The sequence below is a fragment of the Pseudomonas protegens genome (assembly GCF_013407925.2).
Classification (GTDB): Bacteria; Pseudomonadota; Gammaproteobacteria; order Pseudomonadales; family Pseudomonadaceae; genus Aquipseudomonas; species Aquipseudomonas fluorescens_AP.
Genome location: NZ_CP060201.1, coordinates 1,305,668 through 1,331,111, shown reverse-complemented (window position 1 = coordinate 1,331,111; position 25,444 = coordinate 1,305,668). Strand labels below are relative to the sequence as shown.

Here is a 25,444-nt window from a genome sequence, read left to right as displayed (position 1 = left end):
ATCTTACCCGTATTTGTCCGGGGCTTGGTGGTCGGCATGCGCTTGCCATGCAAAGTTCGGGCGGGCCTGCGGCGGGGGATCTGGGGTGGGCTGGTTAATGGCTATCTGATGTCGTTGCTGGTTGTCTTGAGGTCGCAGACAGAGCAGGTCGTGGGCGAAGGCGGGTTGATGATCGAAGCATCAGTACTCCGCTGATGATCGAACGCGTTCGCGGTGAGGCGTGATGGGGGCGCTGTGCACCATAACCATACGTTGACGTGCCTGGCAGCCGCCCGGCACTGCACTTTTCGGGGAAGTAACGATGAAGATGCGACGACTCTTAGGCGCAGGTGCCGCACTGGTACTTGCCGTCAGCTCCACTCTGGCCAGTGCCGACAGCAAGACCCTGAGCATCGGCTACGTCGACGGCTGGTCCGACAGCGTGGCGACGACCTATGTGGCTGCGGAGGTGATCAAGCAGAAGCTCGGTTATGACGTCAAGCTGCAAGCGGTGGCGACCGGGATCATGTGGCAGGGCGTGGCCACCGGCAAACTCGACGCCATGCTCTCGGCCTGGTTGCCGGTGACTCACGGCGAGTACTGGGCCAAGAACAAGGACAAGGTGGTGGACTATGGCCCCAACTTCAAGGACGCCAAGATCGGCCTGATCGTGCCCGAGTACGTCAAGGCCAAGAGCATCGATGATCTCAAGACCGACACCAGCTTCAAGAACAAGATCGTGGGCATCGACGCCGGGTCCGGGGTGATGCTCAAAACGGATCAGGCGATCAAGGACTACGGTCTGGACTACAAGCTGCAGGCCAGTTCCGGCGCGGCGATGATCGCCGAATTGACCCGGGCCGAGGAGAAGCAGGAATCCATCGCCGTGACCGGCTGGGTGCCGCACTGGATGTTCGCCAAGTGGAAGCTGCGTTTCCTCGAAGACCCGAAAGGCGTCTACGGCGCTGCTGAAACCGTCAACAGCATCGGCAGCAAGGGGCTGGAGAAGAAGGCGCCGGAAGTGGCGGCGTTCCTGAAGAAGTTCCAGTGGGCGTCCAAGGACGAAATCGGTCAGGTCATGCTGGCCATTCAAGACGGTGCAAAACCGGACGTAGCGGCCAAGGACTGGGTTGCCAAGCACCCGGAACGGGTTGCCGAGTGGACGGCTAAATAGTCGCCAGGCGTCTAGATCGAGGGTCCCAGGGCCGCCCGCTGCTATCAGCGGGCGGCCCTGGTTTTTTTCGGGGGGAAAGTTGGCGAGGTGGTTAATGTCGTTCTAATACTAAGGTCGTCTGGAACCTGCTCCATAGCCGCATAGAGTGGATTGCGTTCCATCTAAAATCTGTGCTGCGAGGATAAAAACAATGAACGACAGCATTTACCTCTCGATTCAAAACAGCCCGCGTTTCAAGGAGCTGGTCAGCAAGCGAGAGCGGTTCGCCTGGATTCTTTCGGCGATCATGCTTGGGCTTTACTCGGGTTTCATCCTGTTGATCGCCTACGGGCCCCAGATCCTGGGTGCCAAACTCAGTCCAACGTCATCCATCACCTGGGGCATTCCCATTGGTGTCGGCTTGATTGTCTCGGCCTTCGTCCTGACGGCCATCTATGTGCGACGCGCCAACGGTGAGTTCGACGAGCTGAACAACGCGATCCTGAAGGAGGCTCAGCAATGATCCGACGTCTATTCGCAGCACTCGGTCTTGCCGCTTTCGCTCCTGCCCTCTGGGCCGCAGACGCTTTGACCGGCGAAGTCCACAAGCAACCCCTCAACGTTTCGGCGATTGCCATGTTCGTGGTGTTTGTCGGGGCAACGCTGTGCATCACCTACTGGGCCTCCAAGCGCAACAAGTCGGCTGCCGACTATTACGCGGCGGGCGGCAAGATCACCGGCTTCCAGAACGGCCTGGCGATTGCCGGTGACTACATGTCCGCGGCGTCCTTCCTGGGGATTTCCGCCCTGGTGTTCACTTCCGGCTATGACGGCCTGATCTACTCCATCGGCTTCCTGGTGGGCTGGCCGATCATTCTGTTCCTGATCGCCGAGCGCCTGCGCAACCTGGGCAAGTACACCTTTGCCGACGTGGCGTCCTACCGCCTCGGGCAGACCCAGATCCGCACCCTGTCGGCCTGTGGCTCGCTGGTGGTGGTGGCGTTCTACCTGATCGCGCAGATGGTCGGTGCCGGCAAGCTGATCCAGTTGCTGTTCGGCCTCGATTACCACGTGGCAGTGATCCTGGTGGGGATCCTGATGTGCCTGTACGTGCTGTTCGGCGGCATGCTGGCCACCACCTGGGTGCAGATCATCAAGGCGGTGCTGCTGCTGTCCGGTGCGTCCTTTATGGCGCTGATGGTGATGAAGCACGTCAACTTCGACTTCAACACCCTGTTCTCCGAGGCGGTCAAGGTTCACCCCAAAGGTGAGGCGATCATGAGCCCGGGCGGACTGGTGAAGGATCCGATCTCGGCGTTTTCCCTGGGGCTGGCGCTGATGTTCGGTACAGCCGGCCTGCCACACATCCTCATGCGCTTCTTCACCGTGAGCGATGCCAAGGAAGCCCGCAAGAGCGTGCTCTACGCCACTGGCTTCATCGGCTACTTCTACATCCTGACCTTCATCATCGGTTTTGGCGCGATCCTGCTGGTGAGCACCAATCCGGACTTCAAGGATGCCGCTGGCGCCTTGCTGGGTGGTAACAACATGGCGGCGGTGCACCTGGCCAATGCGGTGGGTGGCAGCGTGTTCCTCGGCTTCATCTCGGCGGTGGCCTTCGCCACCATCCTGGCGGTTGTGGCAGGGCTGACCCTGGCGGGTGCTTCGGCGGTGTCCCACGACCTGTATGCCAGCGTGATCAAGAAGGGCAAGGCCAACGAGAAGGACGAGATTCGCGTTTCCAAGATCACGACCGTGGCCTTGGGCGTGCTGGCCATCGGCCTGGGCATCCTCTTCGAAAGCCAGAACATTGCGTTCATGGTGGGCCTGGCGTTCTCCATCGCTGCCAGCTGCAACTTCCCGGTGCTGCTGCTCTCGATGTACTGGAAGAAGCTGACCACCCGTGGCGCCATGATTGGCGGCTGGCTGGGTCTGGTCAGTGCGGTGGCGCTGATGGTGCTGGGTCCGACCATCTGGGTGCAGATCCTGCATCACGAGAAGGCGATCTTCCCGTATGAGTACCCGGCGTTGTTCTCGATGATCATTGCCTTCATCGGTATCTGGTTCTTCTCCATCACTGACAAGTCGGCTTCGGCGGTCAACGAGCGGGCCCTGTTCTTTCCGCAGTTCGTGCGTTCGCAGACCGGCCTGGGGGCCAGTGGGGCGGTGTCGCACTAAGCCCATCCGGTGTATCGGCTTCTATACAGACGCTGAGTAATAGCCAAATGCCTCGATCGAAAGATCGGGGCATTTTTTATGCCTGCCAGCCCTGTCCAAATACCCCGACAGCAGGCGCACTGCTGTAGGCGCTGGCTTGCCAGCGAAAGCCTAATTGAAGGGTGGGGAGCGGGGTTTGCGGGGCTCCTGGCCGGTAAGCCGGCGCCCGCGGGATGTAGGTCAGGGGAGGGCAGAAACAAATACGACCTCTATCAGAGGCCGTATTCGGTGCAGCTAAGACGTGTGCGCAAGGCAGGTCTTATTTGCGGTCTTCCAGCTTGGTGATGTCGCGCGACTCGTAGCCGGTGTACAGCTGACGTGGGCGGCCGATCTTGTAAGGGCTGGAGAGCATTTCCTTCCAGTGCGAGATCCAGCCGACGGTCCGCGCCAGGGCGAAGATCACGGTGAACATGCTGGTTGGAATACCGATCGCCTTGAGGATGATCCCCGAGTAGAAGTCGACGTTCGGGTACAGCGAGCGCTCGATGAAGTACGGGTCGGTCAGGGCGATCTCTTCCAGGCGCATGGCCAGTTCGAGTTGCGGATCGTTGTTGATGCCCAGTTCTTTCAGGACTTCGTCGCAGGTCTGCTTCATCACGGTGGCGCGTGGGTCGCGGTTCTTGTACACGCGGTGACCGAAGCCCATGAGCTTGAACGGATCGTTCTTGTCCTTGGCCTTGGCGATGAACTTGTCGATGTTCGAGACATCGCCAATTTCGTCGAGCATGGTCAGCACGGCTTCGTTGGCGCCGCCGTGGGCCGGGCCCCAGAGTGCCGCGATACCGGCAGCGATACAGGCGAACGGGTTGGCACCCGAAGAGCCGGCCAGGCGCACGGTGGAGGTCGAGGCGTTCTGTTCGTGGTCGGCGTGGAGGATGAAGATCCGGTCCATTGCCTTGGCCAGTACCGGGCTGATCGGTTTGATCTCGCACGGGGTGTTGAACATCATGTGCAGGAAGTTTTCCGCGTACGACAGGTCGTTGCGCGGGTACATCATCGGCTGGCCCATGGAGTACTTGTAAACCATCGCTGCCAGGGTCGGCATCTTGGCCACCAGGCGTACCGCGGAGATTTCGCGGTGCTGCGGGTTATTGATGTCCAGAGAGTCGTGGTAGAACGCCGACAGGGCGCCGACTACGCCACACATCACCGCCATTGGGTGAGCGTCGCGACGGAAGCCGTTGAAGAAGCTCTTCAGCTGTTCGTGAACCATGGTGTGGTTCTTTACGGTGCTGACGAACTGAGCCTTTTGTTCGGCGGTGGGCAGTTCACCGTTGAGCAGCAGGTAGCAGGTTTCCAGATAGTCCGACTTTTCAGCCAGTTGTTCGATCGGGTAGCCGCGATGCAGCAGAATGCCGTTGTCGCCGTCGATGTAGGTGATTTTCGACTCGCAGGAGGCGGTCGACATGAAACCCGGGTCAAAAGTGAAGCGGCCCGTGGCCGTCAGGCCCCGAACATCGATTACATCGGGACCAACGGTGCCGGTTAAAATGGGCAGCTCGACGGGGGCTGCGCCCTCGATGATCAACTGCGCTTTTTTGTCAGCCATGTGGCCTCCTATTTATGCTTGAAATCATCAGACAGACCCCCCACGCAGGGCCCGCACCACTATAGTGAGATAAATCTGAATGTCAATTTGCCTAAAGTCTTGTCCCAGAAGGCTTTGGGAGGGTTTTTTTAGCGAAATTCAGCGCCATTTACGCCTTTTATATGGCTAACGCAATCAGCTATTAGGGGAAGGCGTTTGCGTTGTCATTAGTAGCCTAACTGTCTATACTCGGCCACCGACCTCCGTAGGCTTCTGGGCCCGCTTTATTGGGGGTCGCACTCCCTGGGTAGTGGTGACCTGACCAGTGCACTCCCCAACAACTTTGCCCTGATTGTTAGGGGCTCTTCAGTGTGAAAAAAAGCCGTGAATAGCCAACGACCTGTAAACCTAGACCTAAGGACCATCAAACTCCCCATCACCGGCGTTACGTCGTTTCTTCACCGTGTTTCCGGCATCATCCTCTTCCTGGGCATCGGCATCATGCTTTATGCATTGAGCAAATCCCTGGGGTCCGAGGAAGGCTATGCCGAGGTGAAGGCGTGCTTGACCAGTCCGCTGGCCAAATTCGTTGCATGGGGCCTCTTGTCCGCCTTGCTGTATCACTTGGTGGCCGGTGTACGCCATCTGATCATGGACATGGGCATCGGTGAGACGCTGGAAGGCGGCAAGCTGGGCTCGAAAATCGTTATCGCCGTATCCGTGGTGGTAATCGTTCTGGCGGGAGTTTGGATATGGTAACCAGCGTTACGAACCTGTCGCGTTCGGGCCTTTATGACTGGATGGCACAACGTGTGTCTGCGGTCGTTCTCGCGGCTTATTTCATTTTCCTGATCGGATACCTCGTAGCGAATCCGGGCATTGACTACACCCAGTGGCATGGCCTGTTCGCAAACAACTGGATGCGTATCTTCAGTCTGCTGGCCATGGTGGCCCTGGGCGCTCACGCCTGGGTCGGCATGTGGACCATCTCGACTGACTACCTGACGCCGATGGCGCTGGGCAAGTCGGCGACAGCAGTGCGTTTCCTTTTCCAGGCAGTATGCGGCGTCGCGATGTTCGCTTACTTCGTCTGGGGTGTGCAGATTCTCTGGGGTATCTGATTCATGGCTAACATTCCAACCATTTCTTTCGACGCCATCATCATTGGCGGCGGCGGCGCCGGCATGCGTGCCGCACTGCAGTTGGCCCAGGGTGGCCACAAGACTGCCGTGATCACCAAGGTGTTCCCGACCCGTTCGCACACAGTGTCTGCCCAGGGCGGCATCACTTGCGCGATCGCCTCGGCGGACCCGAACGATGACTGGCGCTGGCACATGTACGATACCGTCAAGGGTTCCGACTACATCGGTGACCAGGACGCTATCGAATACATGTGTCAGGAAGGCCCGGCTGCGGTCTTCGAACTGGACCACATGGGCCTGCCGTTCTCCCGTACCGAAACCGGTCGTATCTACCAGCGTCCTTTCGGCGGTCAGTCCAAGGACTACGGCAAGGGCGGCCAGGCGGCTCGTACCTGCGCTGCTTCCGACCGTACCGGCCACGCGCTGCTGCATACCCTTTATCAGGGCAACCTGAAAGCCGGTACCACCTTCCTCAACGAGTGGTACGCAGTCGATCTGGTGAAGAACCAGGATGGCGCCTTTGTCGGCGTAATCGCTATCTGCATCGAAACCGGCGAAACCACCTACATCCGCTCCAAGGCCACCGTTCTGGCTACCGGCGGTGCAGGTCGTATCTACGCTTCCACCACCAACGCCCTGATCAACACCGGTGACGGTGTAGGCATGGCGCTGCGTGCCGGCGTTCCGGTGCAAGACATCGAAATGTGGCAGTTCCACCCGACCGGCATCGCCGGCGCCGGTGTACTGGTGACCGAAGGTTGCCGTGGTGAAGGTGGTTACCTGATCAACAAGCACGGCGAGCGTTTCATGGAGCGTTATGCTCCGAACGCCAAGGACCTGGCTGGTCGCGACGTTGTGGCGCGTTCCATGGTCAAGGAAATCATCGCCGGCAACGGCTGTGGTCCGAATGGCGACCACGTGATGCTCAAGCTCGATCACCTGGGCGAAGAAGTGCTGCACAGCCGTCTGCCGGGTATCTGCGAACTGTCCAAGACCTTTGCGCACGTTGACCCGGTGGTTGCTCCGGTGCCAGTGGTTCCAACCTGCCACTACATGATGGGCGGCGTTGCCACCAACATCCATGGTCAGGCGATCACTCAGAACGCGGCTGGCGAAGACACCATCATCCCTGGCCTGTTCGCAGTGGGTGAAGTGGCTTGCGTATCGGTGCACGGTGCCAACCGTCTGGGCGGCAACTCGCTGCTGGACTTGGTGGTTTTCGGTCGTGCGGCAGGTCTGCACCTGGAAAAAGCGCTGACCGACGGTATCGAATACCGCGACGCCAGCGACACCGACGTCGACGTGGCCCTGAACCGTCTGGCCAAGCTCAACGAGCGCACCACCGGTGAAGACGTGGCGACCCTGCGTCGCGAACTGCAGAGCTGCATGCAGAACTACTTCGGTGTATTCCGTACTGGCGAATACATGCAGAAGGGTATCGCCCAGCTGGCCGATCTGCGCGAGCGTATCGCCAACGTCAAGATCAACGACAAGTCTCAAGCTTTCAACACTGCACGTATCGAGGCACTTGAGCTGCAGAACCTGCTGGAAGTGGCTGAAGCCACCGCCATCGCTGCTGAAGTGCGTAAAGAGTCCCGCGGCGCTCACGCCCGTGAAGACTTTGAAGACCGTGACGACGAAAACTGGCTGTGCCACACCCTGTACTTCCCGGGTGAGAAGCGCGTTGCCAAGCGTGCGGTCAACTTCTCGCCGAAGACTGTTCCGACTTTTGAACCAAAAGTCCGGACTTACTAAAGGGTGATCGATATGTTGCAAGTTGAAGTTTATCGTTACAACCCAGATACCGACTCGGCTCCGAAAACCCAGGTTTTCCAGGTCGATACCGGTGGCAAGGACCTGATGGTGCTGGACGTGCTGGCGCTGATCAAAGAGCAGGACGAGGGTTTCTCCTACCGTCGTTCCTGCCGCGAAGGCGTTTGCGGTTCCGATGGCATGAACATCAACGGCAAGAACGGCCTGGCGTGCATCACGCCACTGTCTGCCGTGGTCAAGAAGAACAAGCTGGTTATTCGTCCTCTGCCAGGTCTGCCGGTTATCCGTGACCTGGTCGTCGATATGAGCATCTTCTACAAGCAATACGAGAAGGTGAAACCATTCCTGCAGAACGATACGCCGGCTCCGGCCATCGAGCGTCTGCAGTCCCCGGAAGAGCGCGAGAAGCTCGACGGTCTGTACGAGTGCATCCTGTGCGCTTGCTGCTCGACCTCCTGCCCGTCCTTCTGGTGGAACCCGGACAAGTTCCTGGGTCCGGCTGCTCTGCTGCAAGCCTATCGCTTCCTGGCAGATAGCCGTGACACCAAGACAGCCGAGCGTCTGGCTTCCCTGGATGACCCGTTCAGCGTATTCCGCTGCCGGGGAATCATGAACTGCGTCAACGTTTGTCCGAAGGGCCTGAACCCGACTAAGGCCATCGGTCACATTCGTAACATGCTGCTGCAGAGCGGCGTGTGATTCAGCTGTTGTACCCGTAGGACCGCTGTACCCGTAAAAGCCAAGGCGCGGGCTTCAACCCGCGTCATGGCTCTAACCTGAGCAGCAGCTCACAAAGTGGCTGCTCTTATTTTTGAAGAAATGAGACAAGCAGGGGCATCCGGGCTGGTACCCGGACTATCAGCGTGATCCTAAGTGGCTTGTTTTGGTCGCTGCATTCGGACTTCTGCAAGCTTGCTCGGTGTCTTCGCCGATGGTGTTCCCCTAACCGAGGGTGACCAAGCATGCAAGAAAGCGTGATGCAGCGCATGTGGAACAGCGCCTACCTATCCGGTAGTAACGCTGCCTATGTGGAAGAGCTCTACGAGCTCTACCTGCACGACCCTAACGCTGTGCCAGAAGAGTGGCGCACTTACTTTCAGAAGTTGCCTACCGACGGCAGCACTGCCATCGATGTTTCGCACTCGACAATCCGCGATCATTTCGTCTTGCTGGCAAAGAACCAGCGCCGCGCCCAACCGGTATCCGCCGGCAGCGTGAGCAGTGAGCACGAGAAGAAGCAAGTTGAAGTGCTGCGATTGATCCAGGCCTATCGGATGCGTGGCCACCAGGCAGCCCAGCTGGACCCGCTGGGGCTGTGGCAGCGTCCTGCACCTGCAGACCTGTCGATCAATCATTACGGCTTGACCAATGCCGATCTTGATACGACCTTCCGTGCCGGCGACCTGTTCATCGGCAAAGAGGAAGCGAGCCTACGCGAAATTCACGAAGCGTTGCAGCAGACATATTGCCGCACCATCGGCGCTGAATTCACGCACATCACCGATTCCGAGCAGCGCCAGTGGTTCCAGCAGCGTCTGGAAAGCGTGCGCGGCCGTCCGACCTATTCCGCCGACATCAAGAGCCACCTGCTCGAGCGCGTCACCGCCGGCGAAGGCCTGGAAAAATACCTGGGTACCAAATACCCGGGCACCAAGCGTTTCGGTCTGGAAGGCGGCGAGAGCCTGATTCCGATGCTCGACGAGTTGATCCAGCGTTCCGGTTCCTACGGCACCAAGGAAGTCGTGATCGGCATGGCCCACCGTGGCCGTCTCAACGTGCTGGTCAACACCTTCGGCAAGAACCCGCGCGAGCTGTTCGACGAGTTCGAAGGCAAGAAGAAGGTCGAGCTGGGTTCCGGTGACGTTAAATACCACCAGGGCTTCTCGTCCAACGTGATGACCACCGGCGGTGAAGTTCACCTGGCCATGGCGTTCAACCCGTCCCACCTGGAAATCGTTTCGCCAGTGGTCGAAGGTTCGGTGCGCGCCCGTCAGGACCGTCGCAACGACCAGACCGGCGACAAGGTTCTGCCGATCTCGATCCACGGTGACGCGGCATTCGCCGGTCAGGGCGTGGTGATGGAAACCTTCCAGATGTCCCAGACCCGCGGTTTCCGTACTGGCGGCACTGTGCACATCGTGATCAACAACCAGGTTGGTTTCACCATCAGCAACCCGCTGGACTCGCGTTCCACCGAGTACGCCACCGACGTTGCGAAGATGATCCAGGCGCCGATCCTCCATGTGAATGGTGACGATCCGGAAGCCGTGTTGTTCGTGACCCAGCTGGCCATCGACTACCGCATGCAGTACAAGCGCGACGTGGTGATCGATCTGGTCTGCTACCGTCGTCGTGGCCACAACGAGGCCGACGAGCCAAGCGGCACCCAGCCACTGATGTATCAGCAGATCACCAAGCAGCGCACCACCCGTGAGCTGTATGCCGATCGCCTGATCCAGAGCGGTGTACTTGACGCAGAGCGTGTTCAGGCGAAAGTCGATGAGTACCGCAACGCGCTGGACAACGGTCTGCATGTGGTGAAGAGCCTGGTCAAGGAACCGAACAAAGAGCTGTTCGTGGACTGGCGCCCTTACCTGGGCCACACCTGGACCGCGCGTCACGACACCACCTTCGATCTCAAGACCCTGCAGGAACTGTCCGCCAAGCTGCTGGAACTGCCAGAAGGCTTCGTGGTTCAGCGTCAGGTCGCGAAGATCTACGAAGACCGTCAGAAGATGCAAGCCGGCGGCCTGCCGATCAACTGGGGTTACGCTGAAACCATGGCGTACGCGACCCTGGCGTTCGAAGGTCACCCGATCCGCATGACCGGCCAGGACATCGGCCGCGGCACCTTCTCGCACCGCCACGCCGTTCTGCACAACCAGAAAGATGCCAGCACCTACGTGCCGCTCAAGCATCTGTTCGAAGGCCAGCCGCGCTTTGACCTGTACGACTCCTTCCTGTCGGAAGAGGCGGTACTGGCATTCGAATACGGCTACTCGACCACCACGCCGAACGCGCTGGTGATCTGGGAGGCCCAGTTCGGCGATTTCGCCAACGGTGCGCAAGTGGTGATCGACCAGTTCATCACCAGCGGCGAGCACAAGTGGGGCCGTCTCTGCGGTCTGACCATGCTGCTGCCTCACGGTTATGAAGGTCAGGGCCCCGAGCACTCCTCGGCGCGCCTGGAGCGTTACCTGCAGCTGTGCGCCGAGCACAACATTCAGGTGTGCATGCCGACCACGCCGGCGCAGATCTACCACTTGCTGCGTCGTCAGGTGATCCGTCCTCTGCGCAAGCCGCTGGTGGTGCTGACTCCGAAGTCGCTGCTGCGTCACAAGCTGGCCATCTCGACTCTGGAAGATCTGGCCGAAGGTTCGTTCCAGACCGTTATTCCGGAAATCGACGCACTGGACCCGAAAAAGGTCGAGCGCCTGATTCTGTGTAGCGGCAAGGTCTACTACGACCTGTTGGAAAAACGCCGTGCCGAAGGTCGTGAAGACATCGCCATCGTGCGTATCGAGCAGTTGTACCCGTTCCCTGAGGACGACCTGAACGAAGTCCTGGCTCCGTACACCAACCTCAAGCACGTGGTCTGGTGTCAGGAAGAGCCGATGAACCAGGGCGCCTGGTACTGCAGCCAGCACCACATGCGTCGCATCGTAGGCAATCACGACAAGTCGCTCGTACTCGAGTACGCCGGCCGTGACGCCTCTGCTGCGCCTGCTTGTGGCTACGCGTCGATGCACGCCGAGCAGCAGGAAAAACTGCTGCAAGATGCCTTCACTGTTTAACGCCTTCGCGCACCTGAAACCGAATTTAAGGAACCACAGATAATGGCTATCGAGATCAAAGCCCCCACTTTCCCGGAATCGGTTGCCGATGGCACCGTTGCCACCTGGCACAAGCAACCGGGCGAAGCCGTCAAGCGCGACGAGCTGATCGTCGACATCGAGACCGACAAGGTTGTGCTGGAAGTTCTGGCCACCGCTGACGGCGTGTTGGGCGCTATCGTCAAGAACGAAGGCGACACCGTTCTGTCCGACGAAGTTCTGGGCTCCATCGTTGAAGGCGGCGCTGCTGCCGCTGCTCCTGCTGCCGCCGCCGCTCCGGCCGCTGCCGCTGCTGCCCCGGCTGCCGCTGACGGCGAAGACGATCCAATCGCCGCTCCGGCCGCGCGCAAGCTGGCTGAAGAAAACGGCATCAACATCGCCTCCGTTGCCGGTACTGGCAAAGGCGGTCGTGTGACCAAGGAAGACGTAGTGGCTGCCGTTGCCGCCAAGAAAGCCGCTCCGGCCGCCGCGCCTGCCAAGGCTCCGGCCCCGGCTGCCGCTGCTCCGGTGTTCGCTGCCGGCGATCGCGTCGAGAAGCGCGTGCCCATGACCCGTCTGCGGGCCAAGGTTGCCGAGCGTCTGGTTGAAGCCCAGTCGAACATGGCGATGCTGACCACCTTCAACGAAGTCGACATGACCGAAGTCATGGCTCTGCGTTCGAAGTACAAGGACCTGTTCGAGAAGTCCCACAACGGCGTGCGCCTGGGCTTCATGTCGTTCTTCGTCAAGGCCGCTACCGAAGCGCTGAAGCGCTTCCCTGCGGTCAACGCCTCGATCGACGGTTCCGACATCGTCTACCACGGCTACGCCGACATCGGTGTTGCGGTGTCCAGCGACCGTGGCCTGGTGGTTCCGGTTCTGCGTAACGCCGAGCTGATGAGCCTGGCCGAAATCGAAGGCGGCATTGCCACCTTCGGCAAGAAGGCTCGCGACGGCAAGCTGTCGATGGAAGAAATGACCGGTGGTACTTTCACCATCACCAACGGTGGTACTTTCGGCTCGATGATGTCGACCCCGATCGTTAACCCACCGCAAGCCGCTATCCTGGGCATGCACAACATCCTGCAACGTCCTATGGCGATCAACGGTCAGGTCGTAATCCGTCCGATGATGTACCTGGCGCTGTCCTACGATCACCGTCTGATCGACGGTAAAGAAGCTGTGACATTCTTGGTAACCATCAAGAACCTGCTGGAAGACCCGGCGCGTCTGCTTCTGGACATCTAAAAAGCAGCTGCAAGCTGCAAGCGACAAGCTCCAAGCCCCTAGGGCGAGGGGCTTCAAGCTTGCGGCTTGCGGCTTCTAGCTTGCCGTTAAAAGGAACCTTTTTATGACTCAGAAATTCGACGTAGTAGTGATTGGCGCGGGCCCAGGCGGTTATGTAGCTGCAATCAAGGCAGCACAGCTTGGTCTGACGACTGCTTGCATCGAGAAGTACACCGATAAAGAGGGCAAGCTGGCCCTCGGCGGTACTTGCCTGAACGTCGGTTGCATTCCTTCCAAGGCGCTGCTGGACAGCTCCTGGAAATTCCACGAAGCCCAGGACGGTTTTGCCATCCACGGTATCCAGCACGCTGGCGTGACCATGGACGTGCCGGCCATGATCGGTCGCAAGGCCAATATCGTCAAAGGCCTGACCAGCGGTGTTGCCACCCTGTTCAAGGCCAACGGCGTCACTTCGATCCAGGGCCACGGCAAGCTGCTGGCCGGCAAGAAGGTCGAAGTCACCAAGCCGGACGGTTCGGTTGAAGTGATCGAAGCCGAAAACGTGATCTTGGCTCCAGGTTCGCGTCCGATCGACATTCCACCGGCTCCGGTCGATCAGAACGTCATCGTCGACTCGACTGGCGCGCTGGAATTCCAAGCTGTTCCAAAACGTCTGGGCGTGATCGGCGCTGGCGTCATCGGTCTGGAACTGGGTTCGGTCTGGTCGCGTCTGGGCGCGCAAGTGACTGTCCTCGAAGCACTGGACACTTTCCTGATGGCAGCCGACACCGCTGTTTCCAAGGAAGCGCTGAAAACCCTTACCAAGCAAGGTCTGGACATCAAGCTGGGCGCTCGCGTGACCGGCTCCAAGGTCAACGGCGAAGAAGTCGTGGTGACCTACACCGACGCCAATGGCGAGCAGACCATCACTTTCGACAAGCTGATCGTTGCCGTTGGTCGCCGTCCGGTGACCACCGATCTGTTGGCTGCCGACTGCGGCGTGACTCTCGACGAGCGCGGTTTCGTGCACGTTGACGATCATTGCGCCACTACCGTACCGGGCGTTTACGCCATTGGTGACGTGGTGCGCGGCATGATGCTGGCTCACAAGGCCTCGGAAGAGGGCGTCATGGTTGCCGAGCGCATCAAGGGTCACAAGGCCCAGATGAACTATGACCTGATCCCTTCGGTTATCTATACTCACCCGGAAATTGCATGGGTCGGTAAAACCGAGCAGGCCTTGAAAGCTGAAGGCGTTGAAGTTAACGTCGGCACCTTCCCGTTTGCCGCCAGCGGCCGTGCCATGGCAGCCAACGACACCGGCGGTTTCGTCAAAGTCATCGCCGATGCCAAGACTGACCGCGTATTGGGCGTCCACGTGATTGGCCCAAGCGCTGCGGAACTGGTTCAACAAGGTGCGATCGGCATGGAATTCGGCACCAGCGCCGAAGACCTGGGCATGATGGTTTTCTCCCATCCGACCCTGTCCGAAGCCCTGCACGAAGCAGCTCTGGCTGTGAATGGCGGCGCCATCCACATTGCCAACCGCAAGAAACGCTAAGCAATAATAAGAAACCACGGCGGTTGGCCCGTCGTGAGCCTTGTGCGCAAGACTCACCGCGGAATATCCGCTGGACTCGACCTCTTGAGGTAGCGCCACACACTGGATCGGGGCCCAGGCTCCGGGTTCAGGGTGTGGCGCTGGTTTGAGAGTAGCGGTCACAGGTGGTGCGGCACTCAATATTGAGCGCAGCGCCGAATGCGCAGTACCTAACGAAGACGGTAAAAAGCATGAATCTTCACGAGTATCAGGGTAAGCAGCTGTTCGCTGAATACGGCCTGCCAGTATCCAAAGGCTACGCGGTAGACACCCCGGAAGAAGCAGCAGAAGCTTGCGACAAAATCGGCGGCTCCGAGTGGGTTGTCAAAGCCCAGGTTCACGCCGGTGGTCGCGGTAAAGCGGGCGGCGTTAAGCTGGTTCGCAGCAAAGAAGACGCTAAGGCATTCGCTCAGCAGTGGTTGGGCAAGCGTCTGGTGACCTATCAGACTGATGCCAATGGCCAGCCTGTCACCAAGATCCTGGTTGAATCGTGCACTGATATCGCTAAAGAGCTGTACCTGGGCGCTGTCGTTGACCGTTCGAGCCGTCGCATCGTGTTCATGGCTTCCACCGAAGGTGGCGTGGACATCGAGAAAATCGCTCACGACACTCCAGAAAAAATTCTCAAAGCCACTATCGATCCACTGGTTGGCGCTCAGCCATTCCAGGGTCGCGAACTGGCTTTCCAACTGGGTCTGGAAGGCAAGCAAGTTGCCCAGTTCGCCAAGATCTTCGTGGGTCTGGCCAAACTGTTCCAGGATCACGATCTGGCCCTGCTGGAAGTGAACCCGCTGGTGATCAAGGCTGACGGCGATCTGCACTGCCTGGACGCCAAGATCAACATCGACGCCAACGCCATGTACCGTCAGCCTAAGCTGAAGACTTTCCACGATCCGTCGCAAGACGATCCGCGCGAAGCGCACGCTGCCAAGTTCGAACTGAACTACGTAGCCCTGGAAGGCAACATCGGCTGCATGGTCAACGGTGCCGGCCTGGCCATGGGTACCATGGACATCGTCAACCTGCACGGCGGTAAGCCAGCCAACTTCCTCGACGTAGGCGGTGGTGCTACCAAAGAGCGCGTGACCGAAGCCTTCAAGATCATCCTGTCCGACACCAACGTCGCTGCAGTACTGGTCAACATCTTCGGCGGCATCGTTCGTTGCGACATGATTGCCGAAGGTATCATCGGCGCCGTGAAAGAAGTCGGCGTGAAAATCCCGGTTGTTGTTCGCCTTGAAGGCAACAACGCGGAACTGGGCGCTAAAGTACTGGCAGAAAGCGGCTTGAACATCATCGCTGCTACCAGCCTGACCGACGCTGCTCAACAAGTTGTCAAAGCTGCGGAGGGCAAATAATGAGCGTCCTGATCAATAAAGACACCAAAGTTATCTGCCAGGGCATTACCGGTTCGCAAGGTAGTTTCCACACCCAGCAAGCCATCGAATACGGCACCAAGATGGTTGGCGGCGTAACTCCTGGCAAAGGCGGCACCGAGCACCTGGGTCTGCCAGTGTTCAACACCGTGAAAGACGCTGTAGCTGCCACTGGCGCCACCGCTAGCGTGATCTACGTTCCAGCTCCTTTCTGCAAGGACTCGATCCTGGAAGCAGCGTTCGGCGGCATCAAGCTGATCGTCTGCATCACCGAAGGCATTCCTACCCTGGACATGCTGGATGCCAAGGTTAAGTGCGACGAACTGGGTGTGACCCTGATCGGCCCTAACTGCCCAGGCGTGATCACTCCAGGCGAATGCAAGATCGGCATCATGCCAGGTCACATTCACTTGCCAGGCAAGGTCGGTATCGTTTCCCGTTCCGGCACCCTGACCTACGAAGCCGTTAAGCAGACCACTGACGCCGGTTTCGGTCAGTCCACCTGCGTCGGCATCGGTGGTGACCCGATCCCGGGCTCCAACTTCATCGACATCCTGAAGCTGTTCCAGGAAGACCCGAAGACCGAGGCGATCGTGATGATCGGCGAGATCGGCGGTTCGGCTGAAGAAGAAGCGGCTGCCTACATCAAGGCTCACGTGACCAAGCCGGTTGTTTCCTACATCGCTGGTGTGACTGCTCCTCCGGGCAAGCGCATGGGCCATGCTGGCGCAATCATCTCCGGCGGCAAAGGCACTGCAGACGAGAAATTCGCTGCGCTGCAAGACGCAGGCGTGAAAACCGTGCGTTCGCTGGCAGACATCGGCAAGGCCCTGGCCGAGCTGACCGGTTGGGCGGTCAAGTAAGCCTCGCGCTTAGCTTGTAGCTCTTCCAGCAAAGGCCACCTTCGGGTGGCCTTTGTGCTTTCTGGCGTAGGGGCCCGCTTGCCGGCGAAGGGGCCGCTGAGCCGGGTGTTGTTCTGCAACTGCCTTCGCTGGCGGGCCAGCTCCTACACGAGTCGGCGCCTAGGCGAACGAGGCGTTGCGCAGGAGATTCATTGCGGTGGAAAAATAGTTTCAGAAAGGCGACATACCGATGTCGCATATCAGAAAATTCTCATTGCGCCGGTGCGTTCGTCTTACAGATTCGGTAGGCTAGCCGCCTCTTTATGCGTCTGCTGCCCACAAGGTATCGGCGCGCTAAACGGGTCAGTCTTATACGGACTGACAGCATTTCCCTCACCCATAAGGGAAATCCCTCTCTAAATTCCGATTCAGTAGTGTGGTATTTCCTTAATGAAAGTGTTGAAAGGCCAGGACATTCTGGCGCTCGGCTTCATGACTTTTGCCCTGTTCGTCGGGGCTGGCAACATCATTTTCCCACCCATTGTCGGCTTGCAGTCCGGACCCCATGTCTGGATGGCGGCGCTGGGCTTTCTGATCACTGCAGTGGGCTTGCCGGTGATCACCGTGGTCGCCCTGGCCAAGGTCGGTGGCGCCATGGATGCGTTGAGCAGCCCCATCGGTAAAGTCGCTGGTGGTCTGTTGGCGGCGGTCTGCTACCTGGCGGTGGGTCCGCTGTTCGCCACGCCGCGCACGGCCACTGTGTCCTTTGAGGTGGGCCTGGCGCCACTGACCGGTGAAAGCCCGCTGGCACTGTTCCTCTACAGTTCGGCGTATTTCCTGCTGGTGTTCTTCATCTCGCTGTATCCAGGTCGTCTGCTGGATACCGTTGGCCGTTTCCTGGCGCCGCTGAAGATCATTGCCCTGGCGGTGCTGGGGATCGCAGCGTGCGCCCTGCCGGCCGGCAGCGTTGGCGAGGCCACGCCCGAGTATGTTGCCGCGCCATTCTCCCAGGGATTCATCAATGGCTACCTGACCATGGATACCTTGGGCGCCCTGGTGTTCGGCATCGTCATCGTCAATGCCATTCGCTCGCGCGGGGTCGAGTCGCCGCGACTGATCACCCGCTATGCGGTGATCGCCGGCCTGATTGCCGGGGTCGGCCTGGCGCTGGTGTACATCAGTTTGTTCCGCCTCGGTTCGGGCAGCCATGAAGTGGCAGCCGGTGCCACCAACGGCGCAGCGGTGCTGCATGCCTATGTGCAACACACCTTCGGCTCCCTGGGCAGCGGTTTCCTCGCGGTGCTGATCTCCCTGGCGTGCCTGGTGACCGCCGTGGGCCTGACTTGCGCCTGCGCCGAGTATTTCAGCCGCGTAACCCCTTTGTCTTACAAGACGCTGGTGGTCATCCTCGCGGTTTTCTCGCTGCTGGTATCCAACCTTGGCCTGACCAAGCTCATCGCCTTCTCGATCCCGGTGCTGACCGCCATCTATCCGCCCTGCATCGCCCTGGTGGCCCTGAGCTTCTGCAAGGAGTTCTGGCGGGACCAGCGCCGCATCGTCGGTCCGGTGATGCTGGTGTCCTTTGTCTTCGGCCTGATCGACGCGCTTAAGGGCGCCGGCCTGGCCGATGGCCTGCCTAGCCAGTTGGCTCACCTGCCGTTGAGCGAGCAAGGCCTAGCCTGGCTGGTGCCTTCGGTGATCATCCTGGCGGTTGCCGTGATCTTCGACCGTATCCTGGGCAAACCGGCCGAAGCGCTGGCTTGATCCGTCGGCAAGGGTCCAGGGCCGCCACAAGCGGCTCATGAGTCTCCAGAACAATGCCCCGTATCGATCGATACGGGGCATTTTTTTATGGGGCTCGGGCAGTGCCTTTTTCCTCGGTGTGGCGTCGAAGCTGTGTCCTCTGCCACGCCTTACAGGAATTTGCATGTCGTTCGTCCAAGCCAACCTGATCCATTTATTGGCCGCTTTGTGGTTCGTTATCTGCTGGGGCGGCTACACCCGCTATGCCACCTGGAAGGGGCGGGACACCGCCTGCCTGGCCAGTGTCCTGCACCTGTATCGCGAGGACTGGATGCGCCGGATGCTGTTGCGTGACAACCGTATCGCCGACGCCAGTGTGATCGGCAATCTGGAACGCAACGCATCGTTCTTCGCCTCCAGCACCCTGATCATCCTGGCGGGCATTCTTACCGTGCTTGGAGCCTCGGAACGCGCGGTGTCGCTGCTGGCGGACATTCCCATGGTCCAGCAGGCTTCGCAGGGCATGTCGGAGATCAAGCTGCTGTGTCTGGCGCTGGTATTCGTCTACGCCTTCTTCACCTTCAGTTGGTGCATGCGCCAGTACAACTTCGCCGCGGTTCTGGTGGGCTCGGCGCCGATGATCGGTGAGCGCCAGGTGTCAGAGCAGGAGCGCAAGGCTTTCGCTTCCCGGGCGGCGCGGGTCATTTCCATGGCGGCCAACCAGTTCAACTTCGGCCTGCGCTCCTATTACTTCGGCATGAGCATGCTGGCCTGGTTTGTCAGTCCCTGGCTGTTCATGGTGATGAGCGCGGGGGTGGTGCTGGTGCTCTATCGTCGCGAGTTTCATTCCGACGTGCTGGATGTGATGGTCTATACCCCTACGGAGGCGCCATTGCCCGAGACAAACAAGGAGATAGGCTGATGAGTATTGCGTTCTGGTGCGTGTTTGTCAGTGCGCTGCTGATTTTCATCGCTCGCATCCCGGTGGCCAAGGCCATGAAAGAGCAGGGCGGTTACAACAACCATCTGCCGCGTCAGCAACAGGCCCAACTGACCGGGCTTGGCGCGCGGGCGCTGGCGGCGCATCAGAACAGTTTCGAGGCCTTCATGCTGTTTGCGGTCGGGGTGCTGATGGCGCATGTCACCCAGACCCAAGGCTGGTTGATCGATGCCCTGGCCATCACCTTTGTGATTGCCCGGATCTTCTACCTGGCGTGCTATCTGGCGGATCTGACCCGGCAGCGAAGTCTGTTCTGGGCAGTGGGGATCTTGTGTTCCTTGTTATTGATGCTTAGTCCAACTTTTCGCTGGCTGCTGATGTAGTCATTATTAGTGGACACAATAAAGCCCGCACTTGGCGGGCTTTATTTTTATCTGGCGCTAAAACCGAGTTAGTTGGTTTTAGGGGCGGCTTCCTTGGCGCTTTCTTCGGCTGCGGCTTTGTTGGATTCAGCCTGATCTTTGGCAGCTTCGGCGTTTTCCTTGGCAGCTTCGTTCACTTTATCCTGAGCTTCGTTCATTTTTTGTTGAGCTTGCTCAGCATGTTGGTTGGCATCTTGAGCTTTGTCCTCGGATTTTTTGTCACAGGCAGCCAGACCGAGGGAAGCGGTCAGCATCAGGGCAATAGCTAAAGTCTTACGCATGGGGTGTTTCTCCTTAGTGAAGATATCTACTGGCCTTTCGATCATGGCCTTGTGATTTAAGTTCCTTGGGCGGCCTAGATATATTAAGTATTTGTTGTACGGAACTTTTATCGACCAGGCCAACCGCTGATTCCTGACACTAACAAGAGAGATAATCCATGGCGCAGAATCCTGTTTTCGAGCGTGCGATGCGCTTTCTTTCCGCCTTGCGACACTGCCAGGTGCTGGGGATCAGCGTGCACAGTGCCTCACCGGAGGGCATGACCCTGACCTTGCCCTACAGCCCGCAGATCGTTGGCGATCCCCACACTGGAATCATTCACGGTGGCGCCCTGACCACCCTCATGGACACGGCCTGTGGCATGGCCACGCTGTGTGTATTGCCGGAGTTCGAGGTCTGCCCGACCCTGGACCTGCGCATCGACTACATGCACCCGGCGGTGCCTCATCACGACGTGCATGGTTTTGCCGAGTGTTATCGGGTCACCACCGATGTGATCTTTGCCCGCGGTTTTGCCTATCAGGACGACCCGCAGCGCCCGGTCGCCCATGTGGTCGGCACGTTCATGCGCATGGGCAAGGGCCTCAAGGGCACCCCGGGTTTCGCCTCAGCCCTCAAGGGAGCGCGTCCATGAGCGAAGATCTCAAGCTATTGCTGGAACAGGCTCACCAACAGGGCGACTACGCTCCCTTGCTGCAGAAGATTCCTTACGCCGCCCTGATCGGCATCGAGTGCTCGCGCCTGGGAGACGAGTTGCTGTTTCGCTTGCCGGCCAACAAGGACAACATCGGCAATCCCTTGCTGCCGGCACTGCATGGCGGTGTGATCGCCGGTTTCATGGAGTTGGCGGCGGCTGTGCACCTGTTGATCTTTACCGGTTCTCCCGGGGTGCCGAAGATCATCGATTTTTCCCTGGATTACCTGCGTGCCGGGCAGTTTCGTGACACCTTCGCCCGCTGCCAGGTCTGGCGTCAGGGGCGACGCGTGGCCAACGTCGCGATCACCGCCTGGCAGAGCACCGCCGACGAACCGATTGCCACCGCCCGCGCACATTTCAAGATCGAAGAGACACCCGCCCCTTGAAATCCGGCGAGCTACCCCCACTTCCATGTCATCCCGCCGCTCTCCGCTTCCGGAGCGCGACCACAGCCATCTGATTGGAGTTTGATGACCATGAGTGTGGAAACTCAAAAGGAAACCCTGGGCTTCCAGACCGAGGTGAAGCAACTGCTGCACCTCATGATCCATTCGTTGTATTCCAATAAGGAAATCTTCCTTCGCGAATTGATCTCGAACGCCTCTGACGCCGTCGACAAATTGCGTTTCGAAGCCCTGTCCAAGCCCGAGTTGCTGGAAGGTGGCGCGGAACTGAAAATCCGTGTGAGCTTCGACAAGGACGCCAAGACCGTCACCCTCGAAGACAACGGTATCGGCATGAGCCGTGAAGATGTCATCACTCACCTGGGGACCATCGCCAAGTCCGGCACCGCCGACTTCATGAAAAACCTCACCGGCGACCAGAAGAAGGACTCGCACCTGATCGGTCAGTTCGGCGTGGGCTTCTACTCCGCGTTCATCGTCGCCGACCAGGTTGAAGTGTTCAGCCGCCGTGCCGGTCTGCCGGCCAGCGAGGGTGTGCACTGGTCGTCCAAGGGCGAAGGCGAGTTCGAAGTGGCGACCATCGACAAGGCCGAACGCGGCACCCGCATCGTCCTGCACCTGAAATCCGGTGAAGACGAGTTCGCCGATGGCTGGCGCCTGCGCAACATCATCAAGAAGTACTCCGACCACATCGCCCTGCCGATCGAGCTGCCGAAACAGGCCGCTGCCGCCGAAGGCGAAGAGAAACCGGCACTGGAATGGGAAACCGTCAACCGCGCCAGTGCCCTGTGGACCCGTCCGCGTACCGAGATCAAGGACGAGGAATACCAGGAGTTCTACAAGCACATCGCCCATGACTTCGAGAACCCGCTGAGCTGGAGCCACAACAAGGTTGAAGGCAAGCTGGAATACAGCTCGCTGCTCTACGTACCGGCTCGCGCGCCGTTCGACCTGTACCAGCGCGAAGCGCCGAAGGGCCTCAAGCTCTACGTGCAGCGCGTGTTCGTCATGGATCAGGCCGAGTCCTTCCTGCCGCTGTACCTGCGCTTCATCAAGGGCGTGGTGGATTCCAACGACCTGTCGCTGAACGTCTCGCGGGAAATCCTGCAGAAAGACCCGATCATCGATTCGATGAAGTCGGCGCTGACCAAGCGCGTGCTGGACATGCTGGAAAAACTGGCGAAGAACGAGCCCGAGCAATACAAGGGCTTCTGGAAGAACTTTGGCCAGGTGATGAAGGAAGGCCCGGCCGAAGACTTCGCCAACAAGGAAAAGATCGCCGGCCTGCTGCGCTTCGCTTCCACTCAGGGCGACGACGGCGAGCAGACCGTGTCGCTGGCCGACTACCTGGCTCGCGCCAAGGAAGGTCAGGACAAGATCTACTTCCTCACCGGCGAATCCTACGCCCAGGTGAAGAACAGCCCGCACCTGGAAGTCTTCCGCAAGAAAGGCATCGAAGTGCTGCTGCTCACCGACCGCATCGACGAGTGGCTGATGAGCTACCTCAACGAGTTCGACGGCAAGAGCTTTGTCGACGTGGCGCGTGGCGACCTGGACCTGGGCAACCTCGACTCGGAAGAGGACAAGAAGGCTGCCGAGGAAGTTGCCAAGACCAAGGAAGGCCTGGTTGAGCGGATCAAGACCGCCCTGGGCGAGAGCGTCAGCGAAGTGCGGGTTTCCCACCGCCTGACCGACTCGCCGGCGATCCTGGCCATCGGCGAGCAGGACCTGGGGCTGCAAATGCGTCAGATCCTTGAAGCCAGCGGGCAGAAGGTTCCGGATTCCAAGCCGATCTTCGAATTCAACCCGACTCACCCGCTGATCGAGAAACTCGACGGCGAGCAGAACGAAGAGCGCTTTGGCGACCTGTCGCACATCCTCTTCGATCAAGCGGCCCTGGCGGCCGGTGACAGCTTGAAAGACCCGGCGGCCTATGTGCGCCGACTGAACAAGCTGCTGGTTGAACTGTCGGTTTAATCAGGTTGCAGGAAAAACCCGCTTCGGCGGGTTTTTTCATTCTGGTGTCCCCCTACTGGAGAAGATGAGTCATGAGTCAAATCACCGTGCGTTCCGTGGTCTATCAGATCGATGGCCAGCCCTATGAAGGCCGCCTGGCCTTCGATGCCGCCCATAAAGGCGCGCTCCCGGGGTTGCTGATGGCGCCGAACTGGATGGGTGTCAGCGCCGGCGCGGAGAAGCTCGCCGAGTCGGTGGCGGCCAAGGGCTATGTGGTGCTGATCGCCGACTTGTATGGCCAGTCGGTGCGTCCCAGCGATGCCAGCCAGGCCGGTGCCGCGATGATGCCGCTCAAGGATGACCGGGCGCTGCTGCGTAAACGCATGCAGGCGGCCTTTAGCGCGCTGCAGAGCCAGACCGAGGCCGCAGTGGACACCTCGAAGCTGGCCACCTTCGGCTTCTGCTTTGGCGGCTGCTGCGCGCTGGAGCTGGCCCGCAGCGGGGCGCCGGTAAAGGCCGCGGTGTCGTTCCACGGCACCTTGGATACGCCCACCCCGGCTGACGCGCAAAACATCAAGGGCTCGGTGCTGGTGTTGCACGGTGCGGCCGATCCGTTCGTGGCCAGGGAGCAATTGCCGGCCTTCGAAGCGGAAATGGATGCGGCGGGGGTGGACTGGCAACTGGTCAGCTACGGTGGCGCGGTGCATTCCTTCACCGACACCCACGCCAACCTGCCGGGCAAGATGATGTACGACGCCAAGACCTCCGCCCGAGCCTTCGCCGCCATGCATTACCTGTTGGATGAAGTGTTCCAGGGCTGAGCGCAACCCCACTGATCCGTAGGCGCAGGCTTCTGCGGGTCAGTGGCGGGAGGCGGGCAGTTCGATGCGCTCGCTTTCTCCTGGCACCTGCGGCCAGTCTCCGGCCGCCCAGCGCTTGCGTGCGGCATCGATCAACAGTGGGTCGCTGGCGACAAAGTTCCAGTTGATCCGTCGCGGCCCGTCCAGCGGCGCACCGCCGAGCAGTACTGCATGGCAGTCGCTCTCGGCGAACAGCGTGGCGTTTTCTCCTTCCGGCAACAGCACCAGCGAGTGCGGGGGCAATGGCTCGCCGTCCAGTTGTGCCTCGCCGTCCAGTACATACAGCGCGCGTTGCTGATGCTCGGTGGGAATCAACAGGCTGGTGGCGGTCTGCAGGCGCAGTTCGGCATACAGGGTCGGGGAGAGCACCGGCACCGGCGATTCCAGGCAGAAGCCGCTGCCGGCGATCATGCGGATCATGACCCCGAGGTTGTCGCTCACCGGCAGTGTGGCTGCGGGGTGATGGCTGTAGTGCCCAGGCCCTTGTTCATGTTCCTTGGGCGAGGCCAGCCAGACCTGCAAGCCATGCATTGCAAAATCCTCGCCCAGCAAAGCCTCGGGTGTGCGTTCGACGTGAGCGATGGCGCTGCCGGCGGTCATCCAGCTGACATCTCCGGGCAGGACGATCTGGTCCGAGCCGAGGCTGTCCTTGTGCTGGATCTGTCCTGCGAACAGGTAGGTCAGGGTGGACAGGCCGATATGCGGGTGCTGGCGGATGTTCATGCCTTTGCCGGCCGGGTAGGAGGTGCTCAGCATGTGGTCGAAGAACACGAAAGGCCCGACGCTGCGGCATTGCGCCGAAGGCAGGGGGCGCAGGATAGGCTGGCCTTCGACGTCCTCGACGCGGGGGCGGATCACTAGGGGCGAATTCATGGCGGACTCCAGGCTGATCGGGGTTATGCCCGCCAGCATAACCCCCGGGTGCCAGCCTTGCCGCTACTGGCTGAAGGCGCCTTCGGACAGGTGAGTCTCGATGCTGACTTCACTGGTGGTCATCAGCTTGTGGATCGGGCAGCGGTCCGCTACCCGGTGCAACTCTTCACGCTGGGCGTCGGTGAGCACGCCCTTGAGGGTCAGCTTCACGTGCAGGGCGTACTTGCCTTGCTGTTCCTGGCTGTTGTCGTGCTTGAGCTCCACGGTGACGCCGGTGAGCGGGATGTTCTTCTTCTGTGCGTAGAGCTTGAGGGTCAGGGCCTTGCAGGCCCCCAGGGCGGCATCGAAATAATCGTGGGGTTCGGGGGCGGTGCCTTCGCCACCGGCGTACTGCGGCAGGTCGGTGAACAACTGATGGTCGTCGACCTGGATGCTGTGGCGGAAACCTTCGCTGGACTCGGTATTGACGGTAATGGTCATGGCAAACCTCAGGCAGTGATGAATGTCGGATCGGGTAGTAAAGGTGCTGAAGTTATAGAGCATTCGCCGGCGCAGGCGTTCAGGTTTTTACTTCCGGTAGTCAGTGGCCAGTGTCGCGCCGATGAAGGTGCAAGCAGC

Annotated in this window: 23 protein-coding genes; 19 read left to right on the top strand and 4 right to left on the bottom strand. The window is 59.7% G+C overall.

What is annotated here, in order from left to right:
* Positions 1-301 precede the first annotated feature (301 nt).
* The 3 genes from GGI48_RS06220 (at position 302) to GGI48_RS06210 (ending at position 3,310) form a co-directional block, all read left to right on the top strand.
* Positions 302-1,153: a glycine betaine ABC transporter substrate-binding protein gene (locus GGI48_RS06220; RefSeq protein WP_016968083.1), complete on the top strand. Its 852-nt coding sequence runs from the start codon at positions 302-304 to the stop codon at positions 1,151-1,153.
* 190 nt (positions 1,154-1,343) lie between these two features.
* Positions 1,344-1,655, top strand: a complete 312-nt coding sequence (locus tag GGI48_RS06215; protein WP_016968084.1) for a DUF485 domain-containing protein — start codon at positions 1,344-1,346, stop codon at positions 1,653-1,655.
* The gene (locus tag GGI48_RS06210; protein WP_016968085.1) at positions 1,652-3,310 is read left to right on the top strand and encodes a cation acetate symporter; all 1,659 of its coding nucleotides are present in this window, start codon (positions 1,652-1,654) and stop codon (positions 3,308-3,310) included. Before GGI48_RS06215 ends, GGI48_RS06210 begins: the two co-directional genes overlap by 4 nt.
* Positions 3,311-3,608: 298 nt before the next feature.
* On the opposite strand, the gene gltA is transcribed toward GGI48_RS06210, so the two are convergent.
* Positions 3,609-4,898: a citrate synthase gene (gene gltA / locus GGI48_RS06205; RefSeq protein ID WP_011060047.1), complete on the bottom strand. Its 1,290-nt coding sequence runs from the start codon at positions 4,896-4,898 to the stop codon at positions 3,609-3,611.
* Positions 4,899-5,261: 363 nt separating this feature from the next.
* On the opposite strand from gltA, the gene sdhC reads away from it, so the two are divergent.
* From sdhC to GGI48_RS06145, 12 genes are all read left to right on the top strand, one after another.
* A complete protein-coding gene (sdhC, locus tag GGI48_RS06200; RefSeq protein WP_011060048.1) occupies positions 5,262-5,636 on the top strand; it encodes a succinate dehydrogenase, cytochrome b556 subunit in 375 nt (124 codons plus the stop codon).
* The gene (gene sdhD, locus GGI48_RS06195) at positions 5,630-5,998 is read left to right on the top strand and encodes a succinate dehydrogenase, hydrophobic membrane anchor protein (RefSeq protein ID WP_011060049.1); all 369 of its coding nucleotides are present in this window, start codon (positions 5,630-5,632) and stop codon (positions 5,996-5,998) included. Before sdhC ends, sdhD begins: the two co-directional genes overlap by 7 nt.
* A 3-nt stretch (positions 5,999-6,001) precedes the next feature.
* Entirely contained in the window at positions 6,002-7,774 is a 1,773-nt protein-coding gene (gene sdhA, locus GGI48_RS06190) for a succinate dehydrogenase flavoprotein subunit (RefSeq protein WP_016968086.1), read from the top strand.
* Between the two features lie 12 nt (positions 7,775-7,786).
* Entirely contained in the window at positions 7,787-8,491 is a 705-nt protein-coding gene (locus tag GGI48_RS06185) for a succinate dehydrogenase iron-sulfur subunit (RefSeq protein ID WP_016968087.1), read from the top strand.
* A 263-nt stretch (positions 8,492-8,754) separates the two neighbouring features.
* Complete coding sequence (locus GGI48_RS06180; RefSeq protein WP_016968088.1) at positions 8,755-11,586, top strand: 2-oxoglutarate dehydrogenase E1 component; 2,832 nt, start codon at positions 8,755-8,757, stop codon at positions 11,584-11,586.
* Positions 11,587-11,628: 42 nt separating this feature from the next.
* A complete protein-coding gene (odhB, locus tag GGI48_RS06175) occupies positions 11,629-12,852 on the top strand; it encodes a 2-oxoglutarate dehydrogenase complex dihydrolipoyllysine-residue succinyltransferase (RefSeq protein ID WP_016968089.1) in 1,224 nt (407 codons plus the stop codon).
* Between the two features lie 103 nt (positions 12,853-12,955).
* The gene (gene lpdA, locus GGI48_RS06170; protein WP_016968090.1) at positions 12,956-14,392 is read left to right on the top strand and encodes a dihydrolipoyl dehydrogenase; all 1,437 of its coding nucleotides are present in this window, start codon (positions 12,956-12,958) and stop codon (positions 14,390-14,392) included.
* A 230-nt stretch (positions 14,393-14,622) separates the two neighbouring features.
* The gene (gene sucC / locus GGI48_RS06165; protein ID WP_009047768.1) at positions 14,623-15,789 is read left to right on the top strand and encodes an ADP-forming succinate--CoA ligase subunit beta; all 1,167 of its coding nucleotides are present in this window, start codon (positions 14,623-14,625) and stop codon (positions 15,787-15,789) included.
* A complete protein-coding gene (gene sucD, locus GGI48_RS06160) occupies positions 15,789-16,670 on the top strand; it encodes a succinate--CoA ligase subunit alpha (protein WP_003223019.1) in 882 nt (293 codons plus the stop codon). The genes sucC and sucD overlap by 1 nt, the downstream gene beginning before the upstream one ends.
* A gap of 429 nt (positions 16,671-17,099) precedes the next feature.
* Positions 17,100-18,413, top strand: a complete 1,314-nt coding sequence (brnQ, locus tag GGI48_RS06155) for a branched-chain amino acid transport system II carrier protein (protein WP_179597495.1) — start codon at positions 17,100-17,102, stop codon at positions 18,411-18,413.
* Positions 18,414-18,576: 163 nt separating this feature from the next.
* Entirely contained in the window at positions 18,577-19,314 is a 738-nt protein-coding gene (locus tag GGI48_RS06150; protein ID WP_016968092.1) for a DUF599 domain-containing protein, read from the top strand.
* Complete coding sequence (locus tag GGI48_RS06145) at positions 19,314-19,715, top strand: MAPEG family protein (RefSeq protein WP_179597493.1); 402 nt, start codon at positions 19,314-19,316, stop codon at positions 19,713-19,715. The genes GGI48_RS06150 and GGI48_RS06145 overlap by 1 nt, the downstream gene beginning before the upstream one ends.
* A 68-nt stretch (positions 19,716-19,783) precedes the next feature.
* Here the strand turns inward: GGI48_RS06145 and GGI48_RS06140 are convergent, their stop codons facing one another.
* The gene (locus tag GGI48_RS06140; RefSeq protein WP_016968094.1) at positions 19,784-20,035 is read right to left on the bottom strand and encodes a hypothetical protein; all 252 of its coding nucleotides are present in this window, start codon (positions 20,033-20,035) and stop codon (positions 19,784-19,786) included.
* Positions 20,036-20,193: 158 nt separating this feature from the next.
* Between GGI48_RS06140 and GGI48_RS06135 the strand changes: the two genes are divergently transcribed.
* The 4 genes from GGI48_RS06135 (at position 20,194) to GGI48_RS06120 (ending at position 23,914) form a co-directional block, all read left to right on the top strand.
* Entirely contained in the window at positions 20,194-20,670 is a 477-nt protein-coding gene (locus GGI48_RS06135) for a PaaI family thioesterase (protein WP_179597491.1), read from the top strand.
* Positions 20,667-21,119: a PaaI family thioesterase gene (locus GGI48_RS06130; RefSeq protein WP_016968096.1), complete on the top strand. Its 453-nt coding sequence runs from the start codon at positions 20,667-20,669 to the stop codon at positions 21,117-21,119. The genes GGI48_RS06135 and GGI48_RS06130 overlap by 4 nt, the downstream gene beginning before the upstream one ends.
* Positions 21,120-21,209: 90 nt before the next feature.
* The gene (htpG, locus tag GGI48_RS06125; protein ID WP_042942141.1) at positions 21,210-23,114 is read left to right on the top strand and encodes a molecular chaperone HtpG; all 1,905 of its coding nucleotides are present in this window, start codon (positions 21,210-21,212) and stop codon (positions 23,112-23,114) included.
* A gap of 71 nt (positions 23,115-23,185) precedes the next feature.
* Positions 23,186-23,914 (top strand): dienelactone hydrolase family protein, encoded by a 729-nt coding sequence (locus GGI48_RS06120; RefSeq protein WP_047302752.1) that lies wholly within the window; start codon positions 23,186-23,188, stop codon positions 23,912-23,914.
* 39 nt (positions 23,915-23,953) lie between these two features.
* Here GGI48_RS06120 and GGI48_RS06115 read toward each other — a convergent pair whose 3' ends face one another.
* Both GGI48_RS06115 and GGI48_RS06110 read right to left on the bottom strand, forming a co-directional pair.
* Positions 23,954-24,826, bottom strand: a complete 873-nt coding sequence (locus tag GGI48_RS06115) for a pirin family protein (RefSeq protein WP_179597489.1) — start codon at positions 24,824-24,826, stop codon at positions 23,954-23,956.
* Positions 24,827-24,889: 63 nt separating this feature from the next.
* The gene (locus tag GGI48_RS06110; protein WP_042942143.1) at positions 24,890-25,306 is read right to left on the bottom strand and encodes an OsmC family protein; all 417 of its coding nucleotides are present in this window, start codon (positions 25,304-25,306) and stop codon (positions 24,890-24,892) included.
* Positions 25,307-25,444: the final 138 nt, after the last annotated feature.